The organism is Klebsiella sp. K-3, assembly GCF_051207495.1.
In the GTDB taxonomy this organism is placed as follows: domain Bacteria; phylum Pseudomonadota; class Gammaproteobacteria; order Enterobacterales; family Enterobacteriaceae; genus Klebsiella; species Klebsiella aerogenes.
Genome location: NZ_JBPNXF010000001.1, coordinates 47599 through 72867 on the forward strand (window position 1 = coordinate 47599; position 25269 = coordinate 72867).

Here is a 25269-nt window from a genome sequence, read left to right on the forward strand (position 1 = left end):
CGCTGGACGCGCGAAGCCTACTGGAACGAGGTGTGCTCTGTGTAGCAGAAGGCTGCTTGCGGTTGCGGTAAAAAGGAGAGGCTCCGCAGCCCAAGCAGCTTTAAACCCAGGCTCCTACTCCTGTTCGCCCTGTTTTTTTCCCTTCCCCGTTTTGCAATTTCCCCGCCGTCACGGTATAAATGACCTTCATTTGGATGTTTAGACGTCCATACATAAAGAAGGCAATATGCAAACAACATCACAACAACAAGGTGGGCAACTTAAGCGCACCATGAAAACGCGCCACCTGATTATGCTCTCGCTGGGCGGCGTCATTGGCACAGGATTATTCTTCAATACCGGCTATATTATCTCGACCACCGGCGCGGCGGGCACGCTGCTGGCGTATCTGATCGGCGCGCTAGTGGTCTGGCTGGTGATGCAGTGTCTTGGCGAACTGTCGGTGGCGATGCCGGAAACCGGCGCCTTTCACGTGTATGCCGCGCGTTATCTCGGCCCGGCGACCGGCTATACCGTGGCGTGGCTCTACTGGCTGACCTGGACCGTGGCGCTCGGCTCGAGCTTTACCGCCGCCGGGTTCTGTATGCAGTACTGGTTCCCGCAGGTGCCGGTGTGGGTCTGGTGCGTGATTTTCTGCGCGGTGATTTTCGCCCTGAATGTTATCTCTACCCGCTTCTTTGCCGAAGGCGAATTTTGGTTCTCGCTGGTCAAAGTGATCACCATCATTGCTTTTATTATTCTCGGCGGCGCGGCCATCTTCGGCTTTATTCCGCTGACCGACGGTTCACCGGCGCCGGGGCTGCATAACATCACCGCCGAAGGCTGGTTCCCTCATGGCGGCCTGCCGATCCTGATGACCATGGTGGCGGTGAACTTCGCTTTCTCGGGCACCGAACTTATCGGCATCGCCGCCGGCGAGACGCAAAACCCGCATCAGGTGATACCGGTCGCGATCCGCACCACTATTGCCCGGCTGATTATTTTCTTTATCGGCACCGTTTTCGTGCTCGCGGCGCTGATCCCGATGCAGCAGGCGGGGGTGGAAAAAAGCCCGTTCGTACTGGTGTTTGAAAAGGTCGGCATTCCTTATGCGGCGGATATTTTTAACTTCGTGATCCTGACCGCGATTTTGTCGGCGGCCAACTCCGGCCTGTATGCCTCCGGACGGATGCTGTGGTCGCTATCAAATGAGAAGACGTTGCCAGCCTGCTTTGCCAAAGTGAATAAACGCGGCGTGCCGCTAACCGCGCTGTCGGTGAGCATGCTGGGCGGCGTGCTGGCGCTATTTTCCAGCGTAGTCGCGCCGGATACGGTGTTTGTTGCGCTGTCGGCGATTTCCGGTTTTGCGGTGGTCGCGGTATGGCTGAGCATCTGCGCGTCGCATTTTGTCTTCCGCCGCCGCCATCTGCAGCAGGGCAAAGCGTTAAGCGAGCTGCACTATCGCGCGCCGTGGTATCCGCTGGTGCCGGCGCTGGGGTTTGTCCTCTGCCTGGTGGCCTGCGTGGGGCTGGCCTTTGACCCAAGCCAGCGTATTGCGCTGTGGTGCGGGATCCCGTTCGTCGCGCTGTGTTATGGTGCTTACTATCTGACTCGTACACGGAAATTAACTCAGGAGCCGCAACATGCCGCAGAATAATCCGCTAACCGCTATCCTTGAAACGCAACCGTTCGTGCTGCTGGACGGCGCGATGGCGACGGAACTGGAAGCGCGCGGCTGCAATCTGGCCGATAGTTTATGGTCGGCGAAGGTACTGCTGGAAAACCCGCAGCTGATCCGCGATGTGCATCTCGACTATTTCCGCGCTGGCGCACAGGTGGCGATCACCGCCAGCTATCAGGCAACACCGGCAGGCTTTGCCGCCCGCGGACTGGATGAGGCGCAGTCGAAGGCGCTGATAGGTAAAAGCGTCGAGCTGGCGCGTAAAGCCCGCGAGGCGTATCTGGCGGAAAACCCGCAGGCGGGAACGCTGCTGGTGGCCGGGTCGGTCGGGCCATATGGCGCTTATCTGGCGGATGGCTCTGAGTATCGCGGCGATTATCAGCGCAGCGCGGAGGCGTTTCAGACGTTCCACCGTCCGCGCGTCGAAGCGCTGCTGGATGCCGGGGCGGATCTACTGGCCTGTGAAACGTTGCCGTCGTTTGCCGAAATCACGGCGCTGGCGGCGCTGCTGCGTGACTACCCGCGCGCCCGCGCCTGGTTCTCGTTGACCCTGCGCGATGCCGAACATCTCAGTGACGGCACGCCGCTGCGCGAGGTTGTTGCGGTATTGGCCGATAATCCTCAGGTGCTGGCGCTGGGGATTAACTGTATCGCGCTGGAAAATACCACCGCCGCGCTGCAGCACCTGCACAGTCTGACGTCGCTGCCGCTGGTGGTCTATCCTAACTCCGGCGAGCACTATGATGCGCTGACCAAGACCTGGCATCATCACGGCGAAGCCTGCGCGACGCTTGCGGCCTATCTGCCGCAGTGGCTGGCGGCTGGCGCCAGGCTGATTGGCGGCTGCTGTCGCACCACGCCGCAGGATATCGCCGCGCTGGCGGCGGGCCGCTAACACCTGTATTTCTTTCCCCCCGGATGGCGGCGCTCCGCGCCTGATCCGGGCTACCAGTACCGCGAGCCGGGGGAACCCATTTCTTTAATCCCTGTTTTTAACTATCTAATCCCGATTTTCTTCTAAAAACGATTCGCTATTAGGCAGAATTTTTAATTACTTCATCTCCACGCTGATGCCGGAAATACTGCACCCATAACAACTAAGGGGAAGCAGACACTATGGCATTCACATCGCGAATTACTCTTCTGGCGGCGCTGGCTTTCGCTGCCTTCCAGGCTCAGGCGGTTAACGTCACCGTCGCCTATCAAACCTCCGCTGAACCGGCGAAAGTCGCCCAGGCGGACAACACCTTCGCCAAAGCCAGCGGCGCTACCGTTGACTGGCGTAAATTCGACAGCGGCTCCAGCATCGTACGCGCGCTGGCCTCAGGCGATGTGCAAATCGGCAACCTCGGTTCCAGCCCGCTGGCGGTGGCCGCCACTCAGCAAGTACCGATTGAAGTGTTCCTGCTGGCCTCAAAGCTTGGGAATTCCGAAGCGCTGGTGGTGAAAAAAGATATCACTAAGCCGGAAGATCTGATTGGCAAACGCATTGCGGTACCGTTTATTTCGACCACCCACTACAGCCTGCTTTCCGCGCTGAAACATTGGGGAATCAAACCGGGTCAGGTGCAGATTATCAACCTGCAGCCGCCGGCGATTATTGCCGCCTGGCAGCGCGGCGATATCGATGGCGCTTACGTGTGGGCGCCAGCCGTTAACGAACTGGAAAAAGAGGGCAAGGTGCTGACCGACTCCGCGCAGGTGGGGCAATGGGGCGCGCCGACGCTGGATGTCTGGGTCGTACGTAAAGACTTTGCCGAGCAGCATCCGGAAATCGTGAAAGCTTTCGCTAAAAGCGCCATCGACGCGCAGCAGCCCTATATCGCCAACCCGGATGCGTGGCTGAAGCAGCCGGAAAATCTCAGCAAGCTGTCGCGACTGAGCGGCGTGCCGGAGGCGGATGTGCCGGTGTTAGTCAAAGGCAATACCTATCTTACCGCCGCCCAGCAGGCGCAGGAGCTTAACGGCCCGGTGAACCAGGCGATTATCGATACCGCGAAATTCCTCAAAGAGCAGGGCAAAGTGCCGGCCGCAGGAACCGATTATAGCCAGTTCGTTACCGACCGTTTCGTGAAATAAAAGGAGGCTCCGATGCTGCAAATCTCGCATCTCTCCGCTGATTATGGCGGTAAACCAGCGCTGGCGGATATCAACCTGACGCTGGACAGCGGCGAACTGCTGGTGGTGCTGGGCCCCTCCGGCTGCGGCAAAACCACGCTGCTGAACCTGATTGCCGGATTCGTGCCTTACCAGCACGGCAGCATCACTCTCGAAGGCCGTCGCATCGACGGGCCGGGCGCCGATCGCGGCGTGGTGTTTCAAAATGAAGGCCTGTTGCCGTGGCGCAACGTGCTGGATAACGTCGCGCTGGGATTACAGCTGGCGGGGGTTGAAAAGACCCAACGCCGGGAAATCGCCGCGCAGATGTTGAAAAAAGTCGGCCTGCAGGGGGCGGAAAAACGCTTTATCTGGCAGCTTTCCGGCGGCCAGCGTCAGCGCGTCGGTATTGCGCGCGCGCTGGCGGCGGATCCGCAGCTTTTGCTGCTGGATGAGCCCTTCGGCGCGCTGGATGCCTTTACTCGCGAGCAGATGCAAACCCTGCTGCTGCGCCTGTGGCATGAAACCGGCAAGCAGGTGCTGTTGATTACCCACGATATCGAAGAGGCGGTATTTATGGCCAGCGAGCTGGTGCTGCTGTCGCCGGGGCCAGGGCGGGTGCAGGAACGCCTGCCGCTGGAGTTTGGCCGCCGTTTTGTCGCCGGTGAATCCTGCCGTAGCATTAAATCGGATCCGCAATTTATCGCCCAGCGCGAATATGTGCTTAGCCGGGTGTTCGAACAACGGGAGGCTTTCTCATGAGCGTGGTCCTCAATGATAAACCGCGCCAGCGCGCGCTGAAGTGGCGCTGGCCGCTATCACGGCAGTTGACCCTTAGCGTAGCGACGCTGGCGGTGTTGCTGGCTATCTGGTGGGCGGTGACCGCGTTGCAGCTGATTAGCCCGCTGTTTTTACCCTCGCCGTGGCAGGTATTGCAGAAGCTACTCACCATTGCCGGGCCGCAAGGCTTTATGGACGCGACCCTGTGGCAGCATTTGGCGGCGAGCCTGACGCGTATCGCCATCGCGCTGGTACTGGCGGCGATCGTCGGCGTACCGGTGGGGATCGCCATGGGATTGAGCCAAACGGTACGCGGGATCCTCGACCCGCTGATCGAACTGTATCGTCCGGTACCGCCGCTGGCGTGGCTGCCGCTGGTGATCATCTGGTTCGGCATTGGCGAAACACCGAAAATCTTACTGATCTATCTGGCGATTTTTGCCCCGGTAGTGATGTCGACGCTGGCGGGGGTAAAAAGCGCGCAGCAGGTCCGTATTCGCGCCGCGCAGTCTTTAGGGGCCAGTCGCGCTCAGGTGCTGTGGCTGGTGATCCTGCCGGGCGCGCTGCCGGAAATTCTCACCGGCCTGCGCATTGGCCTTGGCGTCGGTTGGTCGACGCTGGTGGCGGCGGAGCTGATTGCCGCCACTCGCGGCTTAGGTTTTATGGTGCAATCCGCCGGTGAATTCCTGGCGACCGATGTGGTGTTAGCCGGGATCGCGGTGATTGCGATAATCGCATTTGTTCTGGAACTGGGACTGCGCGCGTTGCAGCGCCGCCTGACGCCCTGGCATGGAGAAGTACAATGAGTGAACGTCTGAGCATTACCCCGTTGGGGCCGTATATTGGCGCGCAGGTGGCCGGAGCCGATTTGACCCGTCCGTTAAGCGACAATCAGTTTGAGCAGCTATACCACGCGGTGCTGCGCCATCAGGTGGTGTTCCTGCGCGAGCAAAATATCACCCCGCAACAGCAGCGCGATCTGGCGTTACGTTTTGGCGATTTGCATATTCATCCGGTCTATCCGCATGCGCCGGGCGTGGATGAAATTATCGTACTGGATACCCATAACGATAATCCGCCGGACAACGATAACTGGCATACCGACGTGACCTTTATCGACACGCCGCCGGCAGGGGCGATTCTGGCGGCGAAGGAGTTACCTTCTACCGGCGGCGATACCCTGTGGACCAGCGGTATTGCCGCCTGGGAGGCGCTATCCGAACCGTTCCGCCAGCTGTTGAGCGGGTTACGCGCGGAGCACGATTTCCGCAAATCGTTCCAGGAGTACAAGTACAACAAGACGGAAGCGGAGCATCAGCGCTGGCGCGAGGCGGTGGCGAAGAACCCGCCGCTGTTGCACCCGGTGGTACGTACCCATCCGGTAACCGGTAAGCAGGCGCTGTTTGTCAATGAAGGGTTTACCACCCGCATTGTGGATGTCAGCGAGAAAGAGAGCGAGGCGCTGCTGAACTTCCTGTTTGCTCACGTCACTAAACCGGAATTCCAGGTGCGCTGGCGCTGGCAGCCGAACGACGTGGCGATTTGGGATAACCGGGTGACGCAGCATTACGCTAACGCCGACTATCTGCCGCAGCGGCGCATCATGCACCGCGCGACAATTCTTGGCGATAAGCCGTTCTACCGGGCGGGATAAACGGCTAGAGATGCGCGCCGATGTAGCGCTGGTAGCGGTTGGCTTTCAGGTAGGTTAAATCCACCAGCACCAGCCCATCGACGCAGTGATTAAAGTCCGGGTCGCTGCCGAAATCGATAAACTGCACGCCGCCCGGCTCGCACACTTCCGAGTACTGTTTATACAGCGGCGGGATGCCGCAGCCGAGGTTGCCGAGCAGCGACTTCAGCCGCGTCAGGTCTTCGGTGTAATTCTCGCCGCCAAACTGCGCCAGCACCTCGGGTAGCGAAGCTGGGTAGGGGCGGCGGGATTTGGCCAGCGGATGCGTCGCCGGAAACCATAAGCGGTAGAAGGCGACCAGCAAATCGCGGGCATCGGGCGGCAGTCCGCCTGAAATCGAGACCGGGCCAAAAAGATAGCGATAGTTCGGGTTTCGCGCCAGCCAGGCGCCGATGCCTGACCAGAGATAATCCAGCCCCCGGCGTCCCCAGTAGCGCGGCTGAATGAAACTGCGCCCCAGTTCAATCCCGTGCTGTAGAATATCGTCCATCCGCGCGTCGTAGTGGAACAGGCTGTAGCTGTAGATGCCCTCCAGTCCCCGTTTTTCCAGTTGCATGGCGGTAGGCATAAAACGGTAGGCGCCGACGATCTCCAGATCTTCTTCATCCCATAAAATCAGGTGCAGGTAGTCATCATCGTAGCTATCGATATCGCGGCGTTTGCCGCTGCCTTCGCCGACCGCCCGGAAGGCTATCTCCCGCAGACGGCCCAGTTCGCGAAGCAGCGGCGCCTCTTCCTGACCGTTGCGCTGCCATAGATAAATCAGCTTACCGTCCGCGGTTTTGCCCAGACATTCGGTTTTTGCCAGCTCGCGTTTGAGCAGCGCGCGGTCTTCCGGGCGGGCGATCGCGCTTTCGCTTTTAAACAGGCCGGGATGTCCTTTACCGAGGCGCTCGACGTGGCGGTAGCACCGGTCCGCCAGTTCGCGGGCGGAAAGCGGCGGCTGATGCCACGATGACCACGCGATTTGCTGGCCAATGCGTAACGGCAAGCTGCTATCGCGGCGGCGAAACATCTGCTGCATTAATAGCAGCAGCGGCAGATTATCGGAGAGCAGGGCGCTGGCGTAGAACAGCGGGCTGTTGTGGGCGCGGATCCAGGCCGGCAGCAGCGGCGCGCGGTATTTCGCCGCCAGCTTGATGAAGCCGGGATGCCATTTTTTATCACGGATGCCGCGGCGGGTCAGACGCGAGACTTCCCCCGCCGGGAAGAAGATCAGCACGCCGCCCTGCTGAAGCTGTTGATCCATCTGCTGCAGCGCCGCTTTGGCGGTACGGCCGTTGATATTATCCACCGGAATAAACAGCGAGCTCAGCGGTTCAAGATGGGTCAGCATGCGGTTAGTGACGACTTTGACATCGCGCCGTACGCGGGAGACTGCATAGAGCAGAGCGAGTCCATCGAGCGTGCCGGTCGGATGGTTGGCGATAATCACCAGCGGGCCATGTTCGGGGATTTGTTCAAGGTCATGCGCCGGGATAGCGCAGCGGATATTGAGATGTTCGAGGACCTGTTCGACCGTATCCAGTCCTTTCAGGTGACGATGGCGGGCGGCAAATTGCTGGAACTCTTCTTCATGTAGAAGCTTTTTCAACACCTTTTTCTGCCAGGGGGCGAGCCTTGCCTGTGGCCACAGGTCATCGAGAACGTTGTCGAGACTAAACATAGTGACTCCTCCTCTGTCCTGCCCAGACAGTAGAAGGCGCAGATGTCGTTCAGATTACAATTCGGTGAAGATTCGGTCTCAGCAGGTGAGGTTTCCCGGATAGCGGCTCACGCCTCATCCGGGCGACCCGCAGCGCCGTTTTTTTGTCGGGTGGCGGCTACGCCTTACCCGACCTACAGTCCGTGCCATTGCGCGCTGCAGAGCTCTACCCTTGTATCCATGGCTACTGAAACTGCCGGTGTTGGTGGCCAGAGCCCGGGGGTACAGGGGGCGGCGGCGACTGGCCGCCCCCTGTGCGCTCCCTATGCCATGAGAGACATAACGCAGAAGACATTTCGGGAGCGCAATGTGCCCGGAAACAGCATAGAATAACTGTTTCTCCAGGAATGAAACAGTTGCAAACTGATAATAATATCTACGATTTGGCATTTGGTTGGTAGCCCCGGTAAGCGTTAGCGCCACCGGGGAGAGGGAAGGTTTAACGCAGAATTTTTTTCTCGGCCAGATCGAGGGCGAAATAGCTGAAGATCAGGTCCGCGCCTGCGCGTTTAATTGCGCCAAGGCTTTCCAGCACCACTTTCTCTTCGTCGATAGCGCCAGCCTGCGCGGCAAATTTGATCATCGCGTACTCGCCGCTGACCTGATAAGCGCCGAGCGGCAGGTCGGTGCGCTCGCGGATATCACGCAGGATATCCAGATAGGCGCCAGCCGGTTTCACCATCAGGCAGTCCGCGCCCTGCGCTTCATCGAGCAGCGACTCGCGGATTGCCTCGCGACGGTTCATCGGGCTCATCTGGTAGGTTTTACGATCGCCTTTCAGCGCGGTACCGGCGGCTTCACGGAACGGGCCGTAGAACGATGAGGCGAATTTGGTCGAGTAGGACATAATTGCGGTATTGGTAAAGCCTGCGGCATCCAGCGAACGGCGGATCGCCTGTACCTGGCCGTCCATCGCGGCGGAAGGCGCGATGAAATCAGCGCCGGCGGCCGCGGCGACAACCGCTTGCTTACCGAGGTTTTCCAGAGTCGCATCGTTATCGACGCCGTGCTCGCACAGCACGCCGCAGTGGCCGTGCGAGGTATATTCGCAGAAGCAGGTATCGGACATGACGATCATTTCCGGCACCGCCTGTTTGGCGATACGGGTCATGCGCGCCACCAGACCGTTTTCATTCCAGGTATCGCTACCGGTCGCGTCGGTATGGTGGGAAATACCAAAGGTCATCACTGAACGAATACCGGCGTTGGCGATGCGCTCAATTTCGCGCGCCAGATGTTTTTCCGGAATACGCATGACGCCAGGCATCGCTTCGATGGCTTTGTAATCGTCAATTTCTTCTTCAACAAAGATCGGCAACACCAGGTCGTTCAAACTCAGTGTTGTCTCTTCAAACATGGCGCGCAGCGAGGCGGATTGACGCAGGCGGCGTGGGCGAGTGATTAAATCTGTCATGGTTTGCCTGATTTTGTGAAATGAAAGAAGGTAGTGTACCGCAAACGACAGCGGGATGTTTCGCCAAAACGATCCTTAACAATCAGTGGCAAAACATCCCGCAACGATTACTGGCTGGCGGTTTCCATATTCGGCTGCACGCCGCTTAAGGCGCTGACGAGGTCGTTGACGCCGTCGCTCATGGCGCTGAAGCGGGTCAACGCGGAACGGGTCACAACCACGAAGACCCCGACGTTAGCCTGCGGGTTCATCGCCATATAGGTAATAAATCCGCCGCCGCCGCCGGTTTTCTGAATAATACCCGGATGGCCGTTTTTCGGCTTCATGTAAACCCAGCCCAGACCCAGCGCATCGGCTTTACCCGGGACATCCATGCCAATCACTCTGGTGAGCTGGGTACGTTGATAAATCAGCGTCTGCATGCGATCGGCCTGCTGGCCGCGGGTATAGAAATCTGAAGAGAGGAACTGCTGCATCCAGCGCATCATATCGCCCGGCGTCGAATACACACCGCCGCTGCCGATGGCCGCGAGGGTGTTATTACACGGGCTGGCGCCTTTCTCCGCCACCATCAGGCGCTGACACTGGTCCGGCGATGGCGTAAAGGTGGTGTCCTTCATGCCGAGCGGGCGGGTGATTTGTTCTTCAAACAGCTGCGGGTAAGGCTTACCGGCGGCGGTCGATAGCGCATCGGCTAGCAGGTCGAAGGCCAGGTTGGAATAGGCCGCCTGCGAACCCGGCGTGGTTTTAAGCGTTGCCGTCGACAGCCAGTTCCAGCGCTGCTGGCGGGTCGGCCAGACGAAAACCGGGCGATGCGCCGCGCCGCCCGGCTGCTCGCGCGGCAGGGCGCTGGTGTGGGTCGCGAGATTGACCAGCGTAATCGGTACACCCTGGTAGGTTGGCACGCGCGCGCCAGGCGGGGCGTATTTACTCAGCGGATCGTCAAGCTTAACCACTCCCTGATCGAGCAGTTTCACCAACATTTCACTGGTCATCAGCTTACTCAGAGAGGCGATACGGATAACGGAATCCAATTGTGGATGCTGATTATTACCCGGACGGGTTTCGCCGAAGCTGCGGAATACGCGCTGGTTGCCGTCAATAACCACCATCGCCATGCCGGTGGCGCCGCTGCCGTAATAAATATGTTCGGCGAAGCGGTCGACCACATCAGAAGTAAATACCGGATCAACGCTCGGCTGAACCGCCTGGGCTGAGGTCCACGACGCCGCGCACAGCGCAGCAAAAATGAGCAAACTACGTTTCAACGGAGGCATCCATCGTTTATTAGGGGAATATACACCGTATTTATACTACGAAGTCGCGGCGAGCAAAGTGGGAATAACGACAATATTTCACAGAAAAGCGTAACGGTGCGTAAAAATGACTTTTTTCCGCTTTCAGATATCTGCTTTTCCGCCTGACGCGTATGATTAAGCTCTTATTCATCTTATAAAAGAGAGTGGTGATGGCATCTCAACGGGTTCTGATGGTAGTGGATATGCAAAACGGCGTATTCGAGACGCCGCGTATCGATCGCGAACGCTGCGTGGCGCAAATCAATCGCCTGATTCACGCCGCCGATAGCGTTATTTTCATTCAGCACGCTGAAGCGGGCGGCCTGGAAGAGGGAAGCGAGGGGTTTGCGCTGCTGCCTGAACTGGCGCAACCCGCCGGGGCGCGCTACGTCACCAAAACGGCCTGTGATGCATTTTATAAAACCGATCTTGAACAGGTGCTGCGCGAGAGCGGAACTCACGATTTTGTTATTTGCGGCTGCGCGACCGATTATTGCGTCGATACCACCATCAAAAACGGCGCCAGCCGCGGCTATGCCATCACCATCGCCGAAGATGCCCATACCACCGCTAACCGCGCCGCCGCTGAAGCCAAAACGCTGATCGCTCACTATAACGAGGTGTGGCGGACCTTCATCCTCCCTGGTAATCCTTTACGCGTGAAACCCGTAGAAACAATTCTTGCCGAATGGCAGACGAACTAAGTCGCTGATATCCGGTCTCATCATGGGTCCGCTTTACTTCGCCGCCGCGCGTTGCGGCGGGCGTACGTGTGGTACACAGCAAAAACAGAACGATAAGAAGTTAGCAGGAGAGTACGATGTTTAAAGCTTTTTTCCCCAAACCGGGGCCGTTTTTTATTTCTGCCTTTATCTGGTCGCTGCTGGCGGTGATCTTTTGGCAGGCGGGCGGCGGCGACTGGCTGCTGCGGATAACCGGCGCATCGCAGGATGTCGCCATCAGCGCGGCGCGGTTCTGGTCGCTCAACTATCTGGTGTTTTACGCGTATTACCTGTTCTGCGTCGGCGCCTTCGCGCTGTTCTGGTTTATCTATAGCCCGCATCGCTGGCAATACTGGTCGATTCTCGGCACCTCGTTGATTATTTTTGTCACCTGGTTTTTGGTGGAAGTTGGGGTGGCGATCAACGCCTGGTATGCGCCGTTCTATGATTTGATTCAGAGCGCGCTGGCCACGCCCCATAAGGTCAGCATCAATCAGTTCTACCACGAGATTGGTATTTTTCTCGGTATCGCGCTGATTGCGGTGGTGATTGGCGTGCTGAATAACTTCTTCGTCAGCCACTATGTGTTCCGCTGGCGTACCGCGATGAACGAACACTATATGGAGCACTGGCAGCATCTGCGCCATATCGAAGGTGCCGCTCAGCGTGTGCAGGAAGACACCATGCGCTTCGCCGCGACGCTTGAAGATATGGGCGTAAGCTTTATTAATGCGGTAATGACCCTGATCGCCTTCCTGCCGGTGCTAGTTTCGCTGTCGGCGCATGTGCCGGACCTGCCGATCGTTGGTCATTTACCGTATGGACTTGTGATCGCCGCTATCGTGTGGTCGCTAATGGGAACCGGGCTGCTGGCGGTGGTCGGGATCAAGCTGCCGGGCCTGCAATTTAAAAACCAGCGCGTAGAAGCCGCCTATCGTAAAGAGCTGGTGTATGGCGAGGACGACGCCAACCGCGCCACGCCGCCGACCGTGCGCGAGCTGTTCAGCGCGGTGCGCCACAACTACTTCCGTCTCTATTTCCACTATATGTATTTCAATATCGCCCGTATTCTTTACCTGCAGGTGGATAACGTTTTCGGCTTGTTCCTGCTGTTTCCGTCGATTGTCGCCGGTACGATTACGCTCGGCCTGATGACCCAGATCACCAACGTGTTCGGCCAGGTACGCGGCTCGTTCCAGTATCTGATTAGTTCGTGGACCACGCTGGTGGAACTGATGTCCATCTATAAACGTCTGCGCAGCTTTGAGCGCGAACTGGATAACAAAGGGCTGCAGGAAGTCTCTTCAACCGTTAATTAATGAATGCAAGGAAGGTTTATGGCGCAGGTTTCTCGCAGTGTTTCACTCTCTTTAACGCTGCTGGCCGGGTTGGTGCTGAGCGCCTGTACCAGCCAGCAGGCGCCTAAGTTGAAAGAAGGCGAGAAGCCGGTGGATGTCGCCGCCGTGGTGCGGCAAAAAATGCCCGCTAGCGTCAAAGACCGCGAGGCCTGGGCGCAGGCGATTGCCAAAACCTTTGACAGCCAGAAGCTGGCGCCGACGGAAGAAAATGTCTGTTCGGTGCTGGCGGTCGCCCAGCAGGAATCAAATTATCAGGCCGATCCGGCGGTGCCGGGGCTAAGCAAAATAGCCTGGCAGGAAATTGACCGCCGGGCGGAGAAAATGCATATCCCGGTATTTCTGGTGCATACCGCGCTGAAAATCACCTCGCCGAACGGTAAAAGTTACAGCGAGCGCCTCGATAACGTCAAAACGGAAAAACAGCTGAGCGCGATTTTTGATGACTTCATTGGCATGGTGCCGATGGGCCAGAAGCTGTTCGGCTCCCTCAATCCGGTGCATACCGGCGGGCCGATGCAGGTAAGCATCGCCTTTGCCCAGCAGCACACCGATGGTTATCCGTGGAAAATGGACGGCACCGTGCGCCAGGAGGTTTTCAGTCTACGTGGCGGGTTGTGGTTCGGCACCTATCATCTGCTGAACTACCCGGCTAACTACAGTGTGCCGCTGTACCGCTTTGCTGATTTCAATGCCGGTTGGTATGCCAGCCGTAATGCCGCCTTCCAGAATGCGGTGGTTAAAGCCACCGGCGTTAAGCTGGCGCTGGATGGCGATCTTATTCGTTATGACAGCGATGAACCCGGAACGACTGAGCTGGCGGTGCGCCGTTTAGCCGGGCAGTTGGGGATGAGCGATAGCGATATCCATCGTCAACTGAAGAAGGGTGACAGCCTGGCGTTTGAAGAGAGCGATTTGTATAAGAAAATATTCAAAATCGCCGAGAAAAAGGCCGGGAAAACGCTTCCGCGCGAGATGTTGCCAGGGATCCAGCTTGAGAGCCCGAAAATCACCCGCAATCTTACTACCGCGTGGTTTGCTAAGCGGGTCGACGATCGCCGCGCCAGCTGTATGGCGCGTCGTTAACGGTTATGGTACCAGCGCAGGATAAGCCCCAGCGCGCCGACCAGCAGGCTACCAAACAGGAATGGAATTAAACCGAACAGGGTACCGACGCCGAGCCCAATCTCAATACGCGGGCGGTTGGTATCCTGAATCTGAATGAGATGTTCGAATACGCCTGGCGCGTGTACCAGCATGCTCAACATTTGCGCGCCGACCCAGATGCACAGCAGAACAAAAAGCGCGTAGGCAATGTTACCGCTGGTGATCGATACCTTCTTTTTGTTGCTCCCCATCAGCGTCTTTGAAAACGTAAATTCAGCCATATAAACCTCCGCAACACCTGTTCCGCTGGTTTTTCCTCCAGCTCTATAGACAGGAATTCTGGCAGCGCCGGTCGTTTCCCTGTATCAGATTGCTGGTAATTTCTGCCAGGAATAATCCTGTTTTGACAAAACTGTCGGCGGGCCCGCATTGCCCCAAAAGGGAGAGCGGCTTCGCATTGTGCGAACAATCTTGTTGGCGCGGCGGGCGGCTATGCGATGATGTTTTTTTTCTGCAGGAGTCGTTATGAAGCTGACCGACAAAATCCGCCGTGACTGGCACTACTACGCGTTTGCGCTGGGGTTAATTTTTATTCTCAATGGCGTGGTAGGGCTGTTGGGGTTTGACGCGCAGGGCTGGCAATCTTATGCCGTTGGTCTGGCGACGTGGGTCGTGAGCTTTTGGCTGGCGGGATTTGTTATTCGCCGCCGTCCGGCAGAAGAGGCGTAATAACGACGTGGTAGCCCGGGTAAGGCGATACGCCGCTACCCGGGAAAGAGGCTTAGTTCATTGAGGTTTTCAGCGCGCGGTCGGCAGCGTGGCGCTCCAGCGCCAGCTCGATCAGGCGGCTTATCAGGCTGGTGTAATCCAGACCGCTGGCCTGCCACAGCTTCGGATACATACTGATGTTGGTAAAGCCCGGTAGCGTGTTGATTTCGTTGATCACCACCTCGTCATCTTCCGTCAGGAAGACGTCCACGCGGGCCATTCCGCTGCAGCCGAGCGTTTGGTAAGCGCGGACGGCGATATCGCGGATTTTGTCGTTGATCTCCGGGGCGATGGCTGCCGGAACCACCACCTGCGCGCCTTTATCATCAATATACTTGGTATCGTAGGCATAGAATTCGCTATTGAGTACGATCTCCCCGCAGGTGCTGGCCTCGGGATAATCATTGCCCAGCACGGCACATTCGATTTCACGGCCCTTAATCCCTTGTTCAACCACCACTTTATGGTCGAATTCAAAGGCTAACGCGATGGCCTGCAGATACTCTTCTTCGCTCTTCACTTTGCTGACGCCGACGGAAGAACCCTGGTTCGCGGGCTTCACAAACAGCGGTAGCCCCAGCTTCGCTTTGATATCGGCAAAGCTGAACTGCTGGCGGTTGGCGCGAGTCAGGGTGATGAACGGCGCAATCGACAGACCGGCATCGCGTAGCAGGCGTTTAGTGACGTCTTTATCCATGCAGGCGGCGGAGCCCAGCACATCGGATCCGACGAACGGCAAATTCGCCATCCGCAGCATCCCCTGCAGCGAGCCATCTTCGCCAAGGGTGCCGTGAACAATCGGGAAGATGACGTCGATGGCCGCCAGCGGCTGGCCGCTATCGGCGTTGATCAACTGATGGGCATCGCGACCGGGAATTTGCGCCAGCGTCACGTCCGATGGGCGCAGCGCGATATGGGCGGGATCCTGCGGGTTCAGCAGATAGTTGCTGGCATCGTTGATATGCCAAAGCCCCTGTTTATCGATTCCCAGCAGCACAACATCAAAGCGCGTTTTATCAATTGCTTCGACGATATTTTTGGCTGACTGCAGCGACACTTCATGTTCTGCCGACTTACCGCCAAAAACGATCCCAACCCTCATTTTAGCCATTTCAACTTCCATCCTGATTACATCAAAACACATAACATAGCATGTGTTTTAGCGAGATGGCTGCCTGAATCTTTACCCTTTGCCGCAGAGGGTTAAATGCTGCGCATTCGCCGCTATGCGCCGGTGTGCGTCAGCACATCGCACTGACGAAAATGCGGTTATCTTCGATTATGTTTGTCTACTCCGCGGTCAGGGCGATAAAACACCAAACTCGCGGCATGCGCATCTCTGGTACTACGTGCGAAGACGGAAATTGCTAAGCTAGATAATAATTAACGAAACACTAATGAATACGCGTTGTTATGGAATCCTGGAAGGTTAATCTCATTTCTGTCTGGTTCGGCTGCTTTTTCACCGGACTCGCCATCAGTCAAATTCTGCCCTTCTTACCGCTGTATGTCTCTCAGTTGGGCGTTACCTCACACGAAGCGCTGTCGATGTGGTCGGGCTTGACCTTTAGCGTCACGTTCCTGGTGTCGGCGATTGTCTCGCCGATGTGGGGGAGCCTGGCAGACCGCAAAGGGCGCAAACTCATGCTGCTGCGCGCCTCCCTTGGCATGGCGATAGCGATTTTGCTACAGGCTTTTGCGACCAACGTTTGGCAGCTATTTATTTTGCGGGCGGTAATGGGGCTGACCTCAGGCTATATACCCAACGCCATGGCGCTGGTGGCCTCGCAGGTGCCGCGTGAACGCAGCGGTTGGGCGCTGAGTACCCTCTCGACAGCGCAGATAAGTGGCGTGATCGGCGGCCCGCTGCTCGGCGGTTTTCTTGCCGACCACGTCGGCCTGCGGGCGGTGTTTTTCATTACCGCGATTTTACTGACGGTCAGCTTCCTTGTGACGTTATTTCTGATTAAAGAAGGCGCCCGGCCGCAAATAAGCAAAGCCGAGCGTCTGAGCGGCAAAGCGGTCTTTGCTACGCTAACGCATCCGGGGTTGGTAATTAGCCTGTTTTTCACAACCTTGGTTATCCAGTTGTGTAACGGCTCTATCGGGCCGATTCTGGCGTTATTTATCAAGTCGATGGCGCCAGACAGCAACAATATCGCGTTTCTGGCGGGGATGATTGCCGCCGTACCGGGCATTTCGGCGTTGATTTCCGCACCTCGGCTGGGAAAACTCGGCGATCGCATCGGGACGTCGCGTATTCTGCTGGCGACGTTATGCTGCGCGGTGGTGATGTTCTTCGCAATGTCGTTCGTGACCTCGCCGCTGCAGCTCGGAGTATTGCGCTTCCTGCTGGGCTTTGCCGACGGAGCGATGCTACCGGCGGTCCAGACGCTGCTCTTGAAATACTGCAGCGATAACGTCACCGGGCGTATTTTCGGTTATAACCAGTCATTTATGTATCTGGGTAATGTCGCCGGGCCGCTCATTGGCGCTTCGGTCTCGGCAATGGCAGGTTTCCGCTGGGTGTTTATTGCCACTGCGTTGATTGTCCTGATTAATATCTGGCAACTGGCGATTATGTTACGCCGTAGCCGCCGCGCGGCCGTTTAAATAAAAATATTGGGCGCTCATAAGGGCGCCTTATATTAATCAGCTGATATAGCTATTAACCATTACCTTTAGTTATCCTTAAATAGTGCGACGCATATTCCATTTTATTATTTACTATTAAATTTGGTTATAGAATTATCTTTTGGCTATTAATAATAGGGGCTTTGCCTTTGTTGCCTGGCGGTAATAAAAACGTTTCGCTGAATATTATTGCAGGAATAACCCTATTATTTGAAAATAATTCTGGTATCGATATGCCGATGTATGACATAACTAGGCCATTATGGATGTTGCTTAAGGATAATGCGTAATGAAAAATCTCATTGCCGAGCTGTTGGTCAATCTGGCGCAAAAAGAAGAAGAGGCAAAAGAACTGACGGTACAGGTTGAGGCGCTGGAAATTGTCGTCACCGCGCTGCTGCGCCATATGGCTGAGGATGCGCAGCAACGTTTGATTCAGGATATCGAAACCGCAATGGAGCAGGTAAAGCCCGGGCCGCTGGTGGACGACCGTGACACCCAGCTTCTGCAGCAATATATAAAAAAGCTGCTCCGGCATCCTCGTAACTAATCATGTGACCAGTAAGGATGCTGTCATTTTTCTGTCACACCACTTTTATAAAGTCTCCCTCGTTTTGTTTTTTAAGTATTTTTTACATGGAGACGACAAAGTGAAATTATCTGCCCTCTTTATTGCCCTGTTACCGCTGCTGGCTCCCCCGGTTATTCATGCGCAAACCACTTCTTCGCCGGTGTTGGAAAATCGCGCGGCGCAGGGCGATATCACGACCCCAGGCGGCGCGCGCCGTTTAACGGGCGATCAGACCGAAGCGCTGCGCGCTTCGTTAATCAATAAACCGGCGAAAAATATTATTTTGCTCATTGGCGATGGTATGGGCGATTCAGAAATTACCGCCGCACGAAATTATGCCGAAGGCGCCGGCGGTTTCTTTAAAGGTATTGATGCCCTGCCGCTGACGGGCCAATATACCCATTATTCTCTGGATAAAAAAACCGGCAAACCGGATTACGTGACGGATTCCGCCGCTTCGGCAACCGCGTGGACCACCGGCGTGAAAAGCTATAACGGCGCGCTGGGCGTTGATATCCACGAAAAAGATCATCAGACCATCCTTGAGCTGGCGAAAGCCGCGGGTTTTGCCACCGGCAATGTCTCGACGGCTGAACTGCAGGATGCGACGCCGGCGGCGCAGGTTGCCCATGTGACCTCGCGTAAATGCTATGGTCCCAGCGTGACCAGCGAAAAATGCGCCAGCAACGCGCTGGAAAAAGGCGGTAAGGGCTCTATCACCGAACAACTGCTGAATGCCCGTCCGGATGTCTCTTTAGGCGGCGGGGCGAAGACCTTTGCTGAAACGGCGACCGCGGGGGAGTGGCAGGGGAAAACCCTGCATGAGCAGGCGGTCGCTCGCGGCTATCAGATTGTGACCGACGCCGCCTCTCTCGCCGCTATCAGCGAAGCTAATCAGGGTAAACCGCTGCTCGGTCTGTTCTCCGACGGCAATATGCCGGTGCGGTGGGAAGGCCCGAAAGCCTCTTATCACGGCAATATCGACAAGCCGCCGGTAACCTGTACGCCAAACCCGAAACGCGATGCTTCCGTACCGACGCTGGCGCAGATGACTGAAAAAGCGATTGACCTCCTGAGCCACAATGAAAAGGGATTCTTCCTGCAGGTTGAAGGGGCGTCTATCGATAAACAGGACCATGCCGCAAACCCTTGCGGCCAGATTGGCGAAACCGTTGACCTCGATGAAGCGGTACAGAAAGCGCTGGAATTTGCCAAAAAAGAGGGCAATACCCTGGTTATCGTCACCGCCGATCACGCCCACTCCAGCCAGATTATCCCGGCAGACACGAAAGCGCCGGGCCTGACCCAGACGCTGACTACTAAAGATGGCGCGGTAATGGTGATGAGCTATGGCAACTCTGAAGAAGAGTCAATGGAGCACACCGGTACCCAACTGCGCATTGCCGCATACGGACCGCATGCGGGCAACGTGGTGGGGCTCACCGACCAGACCGATCTGTTTTACACCATGAAAGACGCGCTGGGTCTGAAATAACCCGCGGCCGGTAACGAATTTACGTTACCGGCTGGTTTTTTTGCTGATAGCGACCAGACTTACAGAGATCCACTAACAGAGGGATGGTGTGATGAAAATAACATTTCTGGTAACCCTACTTTTTGGTTTGGTCTTTGTTGCCGCGGTAAGTGCCGCAGATAAAACGTTAACGCCTCAGCAGCAGAAAATGAGCGTATGTAATACCGAAGCGGCGTCAAAGTCGCTGAAGGGTGATGAACGTAAAGCTTTTATGAGCAATTGCCTGAAGAAAGATGCGCCAGCGGCCGGCAAGACGCTGACGCCTCAACAGCAGAAGATGAGCGCTTGTAGCAAAGAAGCGTCGTCGAAATCGCTGAAGGGTGACGATCGTAATAAGTTTATGAGTACCTGCCTGAAGAAATAAGATGACGGGTGGGGCGGCGCCTCACCCGTAGTCTCTTTAAGGCTTATCAGGAACGGCTCAGTTGCTCTGATTTTTCCATACATTTTGCCATTGCTTCGATAACGGCTGAACGGAAACCTTTCTCTTCCAGTACGCGAACCGCTTCAATGGTGGTGCCACCCGGCGAGCAGACCATATCTTTCAGCGCACCCGGATGTTCGCCGCTTTCCAGTACCATCTTCGCTGACCCCATCACCGCCTGCGCGGCGAATTTGTAGGCCTGCGCGCGCGGCATACCGCCGAGAACGGCGGCATCGGCCATGGCTTCGATAAACATAAAGACGTAAGCCGGCGCGGAACCGCTGACGCCAACCACCGGGTGAATCATCGGTTCGGCGATGGTTTCCGCCTGGCCGAAGCAGCGGAAAATGGTTAACACCTCGGCGATCTCTTCCGCGCTGACCAGCGCGTTTGGCGTTACGGAGGTCATCCCGGCGTTCACCAGCGACGGCGTGTTCGGCATGGCGCGAATAATTTTGCGATCGTGGCCCAGCGCCCGCGCCAGCTGATCCAGCGTGACGCCTGCGGCTATCGAAACCACCAGCGAATCTTTGTTCAGACTGGATGCGATATCGCTTAATACCTTGGTCATGATCCCCGGCTTCACCGCGCCGAAGACGATATCGGCGACCTGAGCGACTTCCTGCGCGCTTTCCGCCGCATTAATACCGTATTGGTCATGCAGGGCGGCAACTTTGTCCGGCGATGGGGTATAGACCCAGATTTGCGCCGGTTGCACTTGTCCGCTGGCGATCAGGCCGCCGAGAATGGCTTTACCCATGTTGCCGCAGCCGATAAAGCCAATTTTCTTATCCATTACCTTTCCCCTCTGCATTTTTCGTTACGATCCCACTAGCTTATCATCCTGGCGCTTTTCTGGGGGAGAAAAGCAGGCGACAATGTCGCAACCTTTGCCAACGACAGGAGCCGAAATGGCGATTTGGGTAGATGCGGACGCGTGTCCGAATGTCATTAAAGAAATTTTGTTCCGCGCCGCCGAACGCACGCAGACGCCGTTGACGCTGGTCGCCAACCAGTCGCTGCGGGTTCCGCCGTCGCGCTACGTCCGCGCGCTACGGGTGGCACAGGGTTTTGATGTTGCCGATAACGAGATTGTCCGTCTCTGTGAACCGGGCGATTTGGTGATCACCGCTGACATCCCGCTGGCGGCGGAAGTGCTGGCGAAAGGAGGCGCGGCGTTGAATCCGCGCGGCGAGCGCTACAGTGAGGCGACCATTCGCGAGCGCCTGACGATGCGTGATTTTATGGAGACGATGCGGGCCAGCGGCGTACAGACCGGCGGCCCGGATAGTTTATCGCAGCGCGATCGGCAGTTATTCGCCGCCGAGCTGGAAAAGTGGCTGCTGGCGGTTAAACGCCAGCAGGATTAAACCCAGCTGTCATCATCGCTACCGAAATCATCGTCATTGCCGAAGCCGGCGTCGAAATCGGAGTCAAGGGGGTTGTTGTCCGCCAGGAAAGGATCGTCCTGCTGGCGGAACGGATCCTCGGCGGCGTTATTATCCAGCGCCGGGCTGACGTCTTGTTGCTGCTGCGGCTGCTGTTCATCGATGATGTTCACGATCTCCTGCGGATGTGAACCACTGAACATATTGGTCAGCATATTGCCCAGCACCACGCCGCCTGCCACCCCGGCCGCGGTTTGTAGCGCGCCCGCCATAAAGCCGCCGCCGCTGCGCCCGGCCGCCTGCGGGGCATAGTTTTGCTGCGGCGCATACTGCGGTTGCGCGTTATTGGCCTGCGGGCGGCCATATTGCTCGGCCCCGGGAATCGGATCGGCGCCGCGGGACTGGCCGCCGCCGAACAGGCCCGACAGGAAGCCGCCGCTGCTCGGTTTTGCCGCCTGCAGCTGGCTAACCTGCGCCTCCAGCGCCTGAATGCGGTCGTTAAGCTGTTTGATAGCCGCTTCCTGAATCAGGATAGTTTGCGCCATATAGTACGGGGCCGCCGGCTGCTGGGTTACGTGCTGGGCAATCCGCTCCTCGGCGCTGGCGTCGCGCGATGCGCTGTGCGTCTCGGCCTCTTTTAAACGGGAAAACAGGCCATCAATAAGGCGTTGTTCTTCAGATTGCATGATACATTCCTCTGTCACACGGGTCATTTACCGTCAGAGTGCGACGGTCGGCCGGTGTTGTAAATATGTTGCAGCGTAAAGCTGTGCAGAAATGTGTTACCGTTTACGGCAAACGATGGATAAAAAATAATCCTTCGACTTTAAGTAAAGCTGGCATAACACTAAATGCAATGATAAGTTTACATGCGGAATCCATTCAAACTCTATGGTAAATAGGGTTCCCTAAAAAATGTAACGATTATTTTACGGTTATCGTGGCAGGCATTTGCAGGTATCATGGCGTACTTTTCGCCTTTATTTCTCCGCGACACGCGGAACCAGGGGGTCTTCGGTAATGACACAACCAATTTTTCTCATCGGGCCGCGAGGCTGCGGTAAAACGACGATCGGCCATGCCCTGGCGCGCGCGCTGCATTTCCAGTTTTCCGATACCGATCATCGTTTACAGGCTCATGAGAAACGCACGGTAGCGGAAATCGTGCAGAAAGAGGGCTGGGAGCGCTTTCGTGAACTGGAGACGCTGTCGCTGAAGGCCGTTACGCTGCCGGATACGGTGATTGCGACCGGCGGAGGGATTATTCTTGCTGAACGCAATCGTCTGTTTATGCGTGAAAACGGCATCGTGATCTATCTGCAGGCTTCTGTTAACGCCTTGATTGAGCGGCTGGAAGCTTATCCGCAGGCGGAACAACGCCCAACGCTGACCGGTAAGCCCGTCCGCGAGGAAGTCGGCGAAGTGTTGGCGCAGCGGGAAGCCCTGTACCGCGAAACCGCCCATCATACCGTAGACGCCACCGCGACGCCGGATGCGGTGGTTGAACAGATTATGACCATGCTGTGCGATGTGACGGTAAGTTAGGATTTTACCTGGGTCAGGGGGGAAAGCGGAGCCTATACTTAATTGTTCTGACAGCCGAAAAAGGAAGAACAATGCCAAACAGACCCCCTTATCCGAGACAAGCACGCGTTGTCGCCGTCGAAAAAGGCGCCGCGGGTCAGACGGTCACCTGGTATCAGCTGCGTGCGGATTACCCGACACCCGATTCGCTAATCAGCGAACATCCCTCCGAGCAGGAAGCGTTAGACGCCAAACGGCGTTACGAAGATCCCGAGAAAACCTAATCCCCCGGCCCGGTTTGCGTCATGAAGATGGCAATACCGGGCCCAGCTCACATTTTTAATTCATCAATGGTACTAATGAATACCTAACATACGGATTTTTCAGGAGCGACTCTGAAACTTCTGGAATCTTTACATTCCGCAGCGGCGCTGAGCTGCTACGCTTCTCGACGGTTGATTTTTACTCACCAGGGGGGCGGATGTCGTGTGTGAAAAGCCTGTGTTGAAGCAGTGGTAGTGAAAAGGTACATGATATGAGTGCAACGATGGCAATTTTGACCATTGGCGTAGCGCCGGTGGCGGAAGTTTTGCCGCTGTTAACCGAACATATCAGGGAAGAGCAGATCACCCATATTAGCCTGTTAGGTAAAATGACGCGTGAAGACGTTATGGAAGATTATGCCGTGGAATCCGGCGACCAGGGGCTGCTGACCTTACTCAATGACAACCAACTGGTGGAAGTCTCCCGCCAAAAGGTGGAGCGCGATCTGCGCTGCGTTATCGAGATGCTGGATCGGCAGGAATATGATGTCATTCTTCTTCTCAGTTCCGAGCAGTTGAGCGGCCTTGCGACGCACAACGCTATCCTTCTTGAGCCTGAACGGATTATTCCGCCGCTGGTGGCATCGATTGTCGATGGCCATCAGGTGGGCGTGATTGTACCCGTTGAAGAAGTCCTGCCCCTGCAGCGACAAAAGTGGCTCACTTTAGAAAATACGCCTTACTATGCGCTGGCGAATCCGATGGGCGGCAGCGATAGCGATTTGCTGGATGCAGGAAGAGGTTTAGTCGAACAGGGGGCGGATGTACTGGTGCTCGACTGTCTTGGCTATCATCAGCATCACCGCGACGTATTACAAAAGGCGCTGGATGTCCCGGTATTATTGTCAAATGTGCTGGTTTCGCGACTGGCGGCAGAACTATTAGTTTAACCCGACGTTATCGATTAATTTTACGTGACAGGGGCAAGGAGCGCCCCCTATATTGAAGCTTCAACCAACGATGATAAGGTCTTGTTTATGCTTCAAAGCAATGAGTATTTTTCAGGGAAAGTGAAATCTATCGGCTTCACCAGCAGCAGTACCGGCCGCGCCAGCGTTGGGGTGATGGAAGAGGGTGAATACGCCTTTGGCACCGCTCAGCCGGAAGAGATGACCGTGGTCAGCGGCGCACTGAACGTACTGTTGCCTGGGGAAACGGAATGGAAAGTTTATGCGGCAGGCGAAGTGTTTAACGTGCCGGGTAATAGCGAATTCCACCTGCAGGTGGCTGAACCAACTTCCTACCTGTGCCGTTATCTGTAATTTAAGCACCTTCCTGCCGCGTCCACTTTGCGGGCCCGGCAGGAAGGTGACGCATTAGCGTTGGGCTTCGCCGCCCAGGCCTTCCACCAGATTTTGAATCAATGCCGCCAGCTCGCCGGTCATTAAAATAAAGTCGGCGTCAAAACGCTGCGCAAAATCTTCGCGGTCAATATCTTCATTCTGGTCACGTAATTCGTCGCAGAACTTCAGACGTTTAATCGATGCGTCGTCGCAGATCACAAACTGGATACGCTGCTGCCAGTCGAGCGCCAGTTTGGTGACCACTTTACCCGCTTCGATATGTACGGCGATCTCATCACTCACCAGATCCTGTTTCTTCGCGCGGATCACGCCACCATCTTCCAGCATCGCTTTCAATTCGGCTTCGTCAAGTAGCTGGAAGCCCTGAGCCACGCTACCGGAGCGCACCCATTCGGTCAGCGTCAGCTCGATCGGGTTTTCCAGCGTCAGCGGCACCACCGGCAGCGAGCCCAGCGTTTTACGCAGCAGCGCCAGCGTATCTTCCGCTTTCTTCGCGCTGGCGCAGTCCACCATGATCAGGCCGTTGACGGTATCGATCCACATCATCGTTTGGCTGAAGCGGCTAAAGGCGCGCGGCAGCAGCGAGTGCAGAACTTCATCTTTCAGCGAATCTTTTTCCGTTTTCTTCAGCTTGCGGCCCTGATCGGCTTCGAGCTTGAGGATCTTCGCTTCCAGCGCCTGTTTGATCACCGGCGACGGCAGGATCTTTTCTTCTTTACGGGCGCAGATAACGATCTGGCCGTTTGCCGTATGCGTCAGCGCGTCGCTGTGCGATCCCATCGGCGATACCCAACCGGTTTTCGCCATATCCTGGCTGCCACAAGGGGTAAATGTCAGCTCGGCCAGCTGTTTTTCCATCTCTTCGGCACGCAATTCGATATCGCGGCTCAGACGGTAAACCATTAAATTTTTGAACCACAGCATGATAATTTCCACGGCTTTGTCGTTAAATCAGGCGGGCATGATAG

Annotated in this window: 27 protein-coding genes; 19 read left to right on the forward strand and 8 right to left on the reverse strand. The window is 56.5% G+C overall.

What is annotated here, in order from left to right:
* Nucleotides 1–226: 226 nt before the first annotated feature.
* The 6 genes from mmuP (at nucleotide 227) to tauD (ending at nucleotide 6191) form a co-directional block, all read left to right on the forward strand.
* On the forward strand, nucleotides 227–1636 hold the full coding sequence (gene mmuP / locus ACSEMK_RS00230) for an S-methylmethionine permease (protein WP_113373717.1): 1410 nt from the start codon (nucleotides 227–229) through the stop codon (nucleotides 1634–1636).
* Entirely contained in the window at nucleotides 1623–2555 is a 933-nt protein-coding gene (gene mmuM / locus ACSEMK_RS00235) for a homocysteine S-methyltransferase (protein WP_087859200.1), read from the forward strand. Before mmuP ends, mmuM begins: the two co-directional genes overlap by 14 nt.
* Before the next feature lie 221 nt (nucleotides 2556–2776).
* Nucleotides 2777–3739, forward strand: coding sequence for a taurine ABC transporter substrate-binding protein (gene tauA / locus ACSEMK_RS00240; RefSeq protein WP_047042419.1), 963 nt, complete (start codon nucleotides 2777–2779; stop codon nucleotides 3737–3739).
* 12 nt (nucleotides 3740–3751) lie between these two features.
* Complete coding sequence (tauB, locus tag ACSEMK_RS00245) at nucleotides 3752–4519, forward strand: taurine ABC transporter ATP-binding subunit (RefSeq protein WP_045380937.1); 768 nt, start codon at nucleotides 3752–3754, stop codon at nucleotides 4517–4519.
* Nucleotides 4516–5343: a taurine ABC transporter permease TauC gene (gene tauC, locus ACSEMK_RS00250; RefSeq protein WP_395226794.1), complete on the forward strand. Its 828-nt coding sequence runs from the start codon at nucleotides 4516–4518 to the stop codon at nucleotides 5341–5343. The genes tauB and tauC overlap by 4 nt, the downstream gene beginning before the upstream one ends.
* Nucleotides 5340–6191 carry a taurine dioxygenase gene (tauD, locus tag ACSEMK_RS00255; protein WP_015704533.1) on the forward strand — a complete coding sequence of 284 codons (852 nt, stop codon included), beginning with the start codon at nucleotides 5340–5342 and terminating at the stop codon, nucleotides 6189–6191. The genes tauC and tauD overlap by 4 nt, the downstream gene beginning before the upstream one ends.
* 4 nt (nucleotides 6192–6195) lie before the next feature.
* Here tauD and ACSEMK_RS00260 read toward each other — a convergent pair whose 3' ends face one another.
* The 3 genes from ACSEMK_RS00260 to ampH form a co-directional block, all read right to left on the reverse strand.
* Nucleotides 6196–7896 carry a lysophospholipid acyltransferase family protein gene (locus ACSEMK_RS00260; protein WP_430914453.1) on the reverse strand — a complete coding sequence of 567 codons (1701 nt, stop codon included), beginning with the start codon at nucleotides 7894–7896 and terminating at the stop codon, nucleotides 6196–6198.
* Between the two features lie 478 nt (nucleotides 7897–8374).
* The gene (gene hemB, locus ACSEMK_RS00265) at nucleotides 8375–9349 is read right to left on the reverse strand and encodes a porphobilinogen synthase (RefSeq protein WP_015704537.1); all 975 of its coding nucleotides are present in this window, start codon (nucleotides 9347–9349) and stop codon (nucleotides 8375–8377) included.
* Between the two features lie 107 nt (nucleotides 9350–9456).
* Nucleotides 9457–10617 (reverse strand): D-alanyl-D-alanine-carboxypeptidase/endopeptidase AmpH, encoded by a 1161-nt coding sequence (gene ampH / locus ACSEMK_RS00270; RefSeq protein WP_020079517.1) that lies wholly within the window; start codon nucleotides 10615–10617, stop codon nucleotides 9457–9459.
* 221 nt (nucleotides 10618–10838) lie between these two features.
* On the opposite strand from ampH, the gene ACSEMK_RS00275 reads away from it, so the two are divergent.
* The 3 genes from ACSEMK_RS00275 (at nucleotide 10839) to ACSEMK_RS00285 (ending at nucleotide 13810) form a co-directional block, all read left to right on the forward strand.
* Nucleotides 10839–11351 (forward strand): isochorismatase family protein, encoded by a 513-nt coding sequence (locus ACSEMK_RS00275; protein WP_183269041.1) that lies wholly within the window; start codon nucleotides 10839–10841, stop codon nucleotides 11349–11351.
* 116 nt (nucleotides 11352–11467) lie between these two features.
* Complete coding sequence (gene sbmA / locus ACSEMK_RS00280; RefSeq protein ID WP_046884025.1) at nucleotides 11468–12688, forward strand: peptide antibiotic transporter SbmA; 1221 nt, start codon at nucleotides 11468–11470, stop codon at nucleotides 12686–12688.
* 18 nt (nucleotides 12689–12706) lie between these two features.
* Nucleotides 12707–13810 (forward strand): DUF1615 domain-containing protein, encoded by a 1104-nt coding sequence (locus tag ACSEMK_RS00285; protein ID WP_308958593.1) that lies wholly within the window; start codon nucleotides 12707–12709, stop codon nucleotides 13808–13810.
* On the opposite strand, the gene ACSEMK_RS00290 is transcribed toward ACSEMK_RS00285, so the two are convergent.
* A complete protein-coding gene (locus ACSEMK_RS00290; protein ID WP_435336267.1) occupies nucleotides 13807–14112 on the reverse strand; it encodes a DUF2755 family protein in 306 nt (101 codons plus the stop codon). The two genes, ACSEMK_RS00285 and ACSEMK_RS00290, sit on opposite strands and share 4 nt — an antisense overlap.
* Nucleotides 14113–14356: 244 nt before the next feature.
* Here ACSEMK_RS00290 and ACSEMK_RS00295 point away from each other — a divergent pair, with 244 nt between their 5' ends.
* Nucleotides 14357–14560: a DUF2754 family protein gene (locus tag ACSEMK_RS00295; protein WP_015368030.1), complete on the forward strand. Its 204-nt coding sequence runs from the start codon at nucleotides 14357–14359 to the stop codon at nucleotides 14558–14560.
* A 52-nt stretch (nucleotides 14561–14612) separates the two neighbouring features.
* Here ACSEMK_RS00295 and ddlA read toward each other — a convergent pair whose 3' ends face one another.
* Complete coding sequence (ddlA, locus tag ACSEMK_RS00300) at nucleotides 14613–15710, reverse strand: D-alanine--D-alanine ligase (protein WP_308958594.1); 1098 nt, start codon at nucleotides 15708–15710, stop codon at nucleotides 14613–14615.
* Between the two features lie 302 nt (nucleotides 15711–16012).
* Here ddlA and ACSEMK_RS00305 point away from each other — a divergent pair, with 302 nt between their 5' ends.
* The 4 genes from ACSEMK_RS00305 (at nucleotide 16013) to ACSEMK_RS00320 (ending at nucleotide 19702) form a co-directional block, all read left to right on the forward strand.
* Nucleotides 16013–17212: a multidrug efflux MFS transporter gene (locus ACSEMK_RS00305; RefSeq protein ID WP_087860419.1), complete on the forward strand. Its 1200-nt coding sequence runs from the start codon at nucleotides 16013–16015 to the stop codon at nucleotides 17210–17212.
* Between the two features lie 310 nt (nucleotides 17213–17522).
* Nucleotides 17523–17783, forward strand: a complete 261-nt coding sequence (gene iraP, locus ACSEMK_RS00310) for an anti-adapter protein IraP (protein ID WP_015368026.1) — start codon at nucleotides 17523–17525, stop codon at nucleotides 17781–17783.
* Between the two features lie 100 nt (nucleotides 17784–17883).
* Nucleotides 17884–19299 (forward strand): alkaline phosphatase, encoded by a 1416-nt coding sequence (gene phoA / locus ACSEMK_RS00315; RefSeq protein ID WP_435336268.1) that lies wholly within the window; start codon nucleotides 17884–17886, stop codon nucleotides 19297–19299.
* 91 nt (nucleotides 19300–19390) lie between these two features.
* Nucleotides 19391–19702 (forward strand): PsiF family protein, encoded by a 312-nt coding sequence (locus ACSEMK_RS00320; RefSeq protein WP_047078668.1) that lies wholly within the window; start codon nucleotides 19391–19393, stop codon nucleotides 19700–19702.
* 46 nt (nucleotides 19703–19748) lie between these two features.
* Here ACSEMK_RS00320 and proC read toward each other — a convergent pair whose 3' ends face one another.
* Nucleotides 19749–20558 carry a pyrroline-5-carboxylate reductase gene (proC, locus tag ACSEMK_RS00325; protein ID WP_015368023.1) on the reverse strand — a complete coding sequence of 270 codons (810 nt, stop codon included), beginning with the start codon at nucleotides 20556–20558 and terminating at the stop codon, nucleotides 19749–19751.
* A gap of 115 nt (nucleotides 20559–20673) precedes the next feature.
* Between proC and ACSEMK_RS00330 the strand changes: the two genes are divergently transcribed.
* Nucleotides 20674–21132: a YaiI/YqxD family protein gene (locus ACSEMK_RS00330; RefSeq protein ID WP_015368022.1), complete on the forward strand. Its 459-nt coding sequence runs from the start codon at nucleotides 20674–20676 to the stop codon at nucleotides 21130–21132.
* Here the strand turns inward: ACSEMK_RS00330 and ACSEMK_RS00335 are convergent.
* The gene (locus tag ACSEMK_RS00335) at nucleotides 21129–21836 is read right to left on the reverse strand and encodes a DUF2076 domain-containing protein (protein WP_430914452.1); all 708 of its coding nucleotides are present in this window, start codon (nucleotides 21834–21836) and stop codon (nucleotides 21129–21131) included. The two genes, ACSEMK_RS00330 and ACSEMK_RS00335, sit on opposite strands and share 4 nt — an antisense overlap.
* A gap of 334 nt (nucleotides 21837–22170) precedes the next feature.
* Between ACSEMK_RS00335 and aroL the strand changes: the two genes are divergently transcribed.
* The 4 genes from aroL (at nucleotide 22171) to ppnP (ending at nucleotide 24259) form a co-directional block, all read left to right on the forward strand.
* Complete coding sequence (gene aroL / locus ACSEMK_RS00340) at nucleotides 22171–22695, forward strand: shikimate kinase AroL (protein WP_032707531.1); 525 nt, start codon at nucleotides 22171–22173, stop codon at nucleotides 22693–22695.
* Nucleotides 22696–22766: 71 nt separating this feature from the next.
* Nucleotides 22767–22958, forward strand: coding sequence for a YaiA family protein (locus ACSEMK_RS00345; protein ID WP_015368019.1), 192 nt, complete (start codon nucleotides 22767–22769; stop codon nucleotides 22956–22958).
* A gap of 251 nt (nucleotides 22959–23209) precedes the next feature.
* Nucleotides 23210–23887, forward strand: coding sequence for an AroM family protein (locus ACSEMK_RS00350; RefSeq protein WP_015704547.1), 678 nt, complete (start codon nucleotides 23210–23212; stop codon nucleotides 23885–23887).
* Nucleotides 23888–23974: 87 nt separating this feature from the next.
* Complete coding sequence (gene ppnP / locus ACSEMK_RS00355) at nucleotides 23975–24259, forward strand: pyrimidine/purine nucleoside phosphorylase (protein WP_047044546.1); 285 nt, start codon at nucleotides 23975–23977, stop codon at nucleotides 24257–24259.
* Nucleotides 24260–24313: 54 nt separating this feature from the next.
* Here ppnP and rdgC read toward each other — a convergent pair whose 3' ends face one another.
* Entirely contained in the window at nucleotides 24314–25225 is a 912-nt protein-coding gene (rdgC, locus tag ACSEMK_RS00360) for a recombination-associated protein RdgC (RefSeq protein WP_047050739.1), read from the reverse strand.
* Nucleotides 25226–25269: the final 44 nt, after the last annotated feature.

Excerpts from the sequence above, each read along its gene's own strand:
- mmuP (WP_113373717.1), top strand. The coding sequence starts at position 227 with ATGCAAACAACATCACAACAACAAGGTGGGCAACTTAAGCGCACCATG.
- ACSEMK_RS00305 (WP_087860419.1), top strand. The coding sequence starts at position 16,013 with ATGGAATCCTGGAAGGTTAATCTCATTTCTGTCTGGTTCGGCTGCTTT.
- ddlA (WP_308958594.1), bottom strand. The coding sequence starts at position 15,710 with ATGGCTAAAATGAGGGTTGGGATCGTTTTTGGCGGTAAGTCGGCAGAA.
- ACSEMK_RS00350 (WP_015704547.1), top strand. The coding sequence starts at position 23,210 with ATGAGTGCAACGATGGCAATTTTGACCATTGGCGTAGCGCCGGTGGCG.
- proC (WP_015368023.1), bottom strand. The coding sequence starts at position 20,558 with ATGGATAAGAAAATTGGCTTTATCGGCTGCGGCAACATGGGTAAAGCC.
- ACSEMK_RS00260 (WP_430914453.1), bottom strand. The coding sequence starts at position 7,896 with ATGTTTAGTCTCGACAACGTTCTCGATGACCTGTGGCCACAGGCAAGG.
- ACSEMK_RS00295 (WP_015368030.1), top strand. The coding sequence starts at position 14,357 with ATGAAGCTGACCGACAAAATCCGCCGTGACTGGCACTACTACGCGTTT.
- sbmA (WP_046884025.1), top strand. The coding sequence starts at position 11,468 with ATGTTTAAAGCTTTTTTCCCCAAACCGGGGCCGTTTTTTATTTCTGCC.
- tauA (WP_047042419.1), top strand. The coding sequence starts at position 2,777 with ATGGCATTCACATCGCGAATTACTCTTCTGGCGGCGCTGGCTTTCGCT.
- tauD (WP_015704533.1), top strand. The coding sequence starts at position 5,340 with ATGAGTGAACGTCTGAGCATTACCCCGTTGGGGCCGTATATTGGCGCG.
- mmuM (WP_087859200.1), top strand. The coding sequence starts at position 1,623 with ATGCCGCAGAATAATCCGCTAACCGCTATCCTTGAAACGCAACCGTTC.
- ACSEMK_RS00320 (WP_047078668.1), top strand. The coding sequence starts at position 19,391 with ATGAAAATAACATTTCTGGTAACCCTACTTTTTGGTTTGGTCTTTGTT.
- ppnP (WP_047044546.1), top strand. The coding sequence starts at position 23,975 with ATGCTTCAAAGCAATGAGTATTTTTCAGGGAAAGTGAAATCTATCGGC.
- hemB (WP_015704537.1), bottom strand. The coding sequence starts at position 9,349 with ATGACAGATTTAATCACTCGCCCACGCCGCCTGCGTCAATCCGCCTCG.
- ACSEMK_RS00275 (WP_183269041.1), top strand. The coding sequence starts at position 10,839 with ATGGTAGTGGATATGCAAAACGGCGTATTCGAGACGCCGCGTATCGAT.
- iraP (WP_015368026.1), top strand. The coding sequence starts at position 17,523 with ATGAAAAATCTCATTGCCGAGCTGTTGGTCAATCTGGCGCAAAAAGAA.
- ACSEMK_RS00345 (WP_015368019.1), top strand. The coding sequence starts at position 22,767 with ATGCCAAACAGACCCCCTTATCCGAGACAAGCACGCGTTGTCGCCGTC.
- rdgC (WP_047050739.1), bottom strand. The coding sequence starts at position 25,225 with ATGCTGTGGTTCAAAAATTTAATGGTTTACCGTCTGAGCCGCGATATC.
- ACSEMK_RS00330 (WP_015368022.1), top strand. The coding sequence starts at position 20,674 with ATGGCGATTTGGGTAGATGCGGACGCGTGTCCGAATGTCATTAAAGAA.
- tauB (WP_045380937.1), top strand. The coding sequence starts at position 3,752 with ATGCTGCAAATCTCGCATCTCTCCGCTGATTATGGCGGTAAACCAGCG.
- tauC (WP_395226794.1), top strand. The coding sequence starts at position 4,516 with ATGAGCGTGGTCCTCAATGATAAACCGCGCCAGCGCGCGCTGAAGTGG.
- aroL (WP_032707531.1), top strand. The coding sequence starts at position 22,171 with ATGACACAACCAATTTTTCTCATCGGGCCGCGAGGCTGCGGTAAAACG.
- ACSEMK_RS00290 (WP_435336267.1), bottom strand. The coding sequence starts at position 14,112 with ATGGCTGAATTTACGTTTTCAAAGACGCTGATGGGGAGCAACAAAAAG.
- ACSEMK_RS00285 (WP_308958593.1), top strand. The coding sequence starts at position 12,707 with ATGGCGCAGGTTTCTCGCAGTGTTTCACTCTCTTTAACGCTGCTGGCC.
- ACSEMK_RS00335 (WP_430914452.1), bottom strand. The coding sequence starts at position 21,836 with ATGCAATCTGAAGAACAACGCCTTATTGATGGCCTGTTTTCCCGTTTA.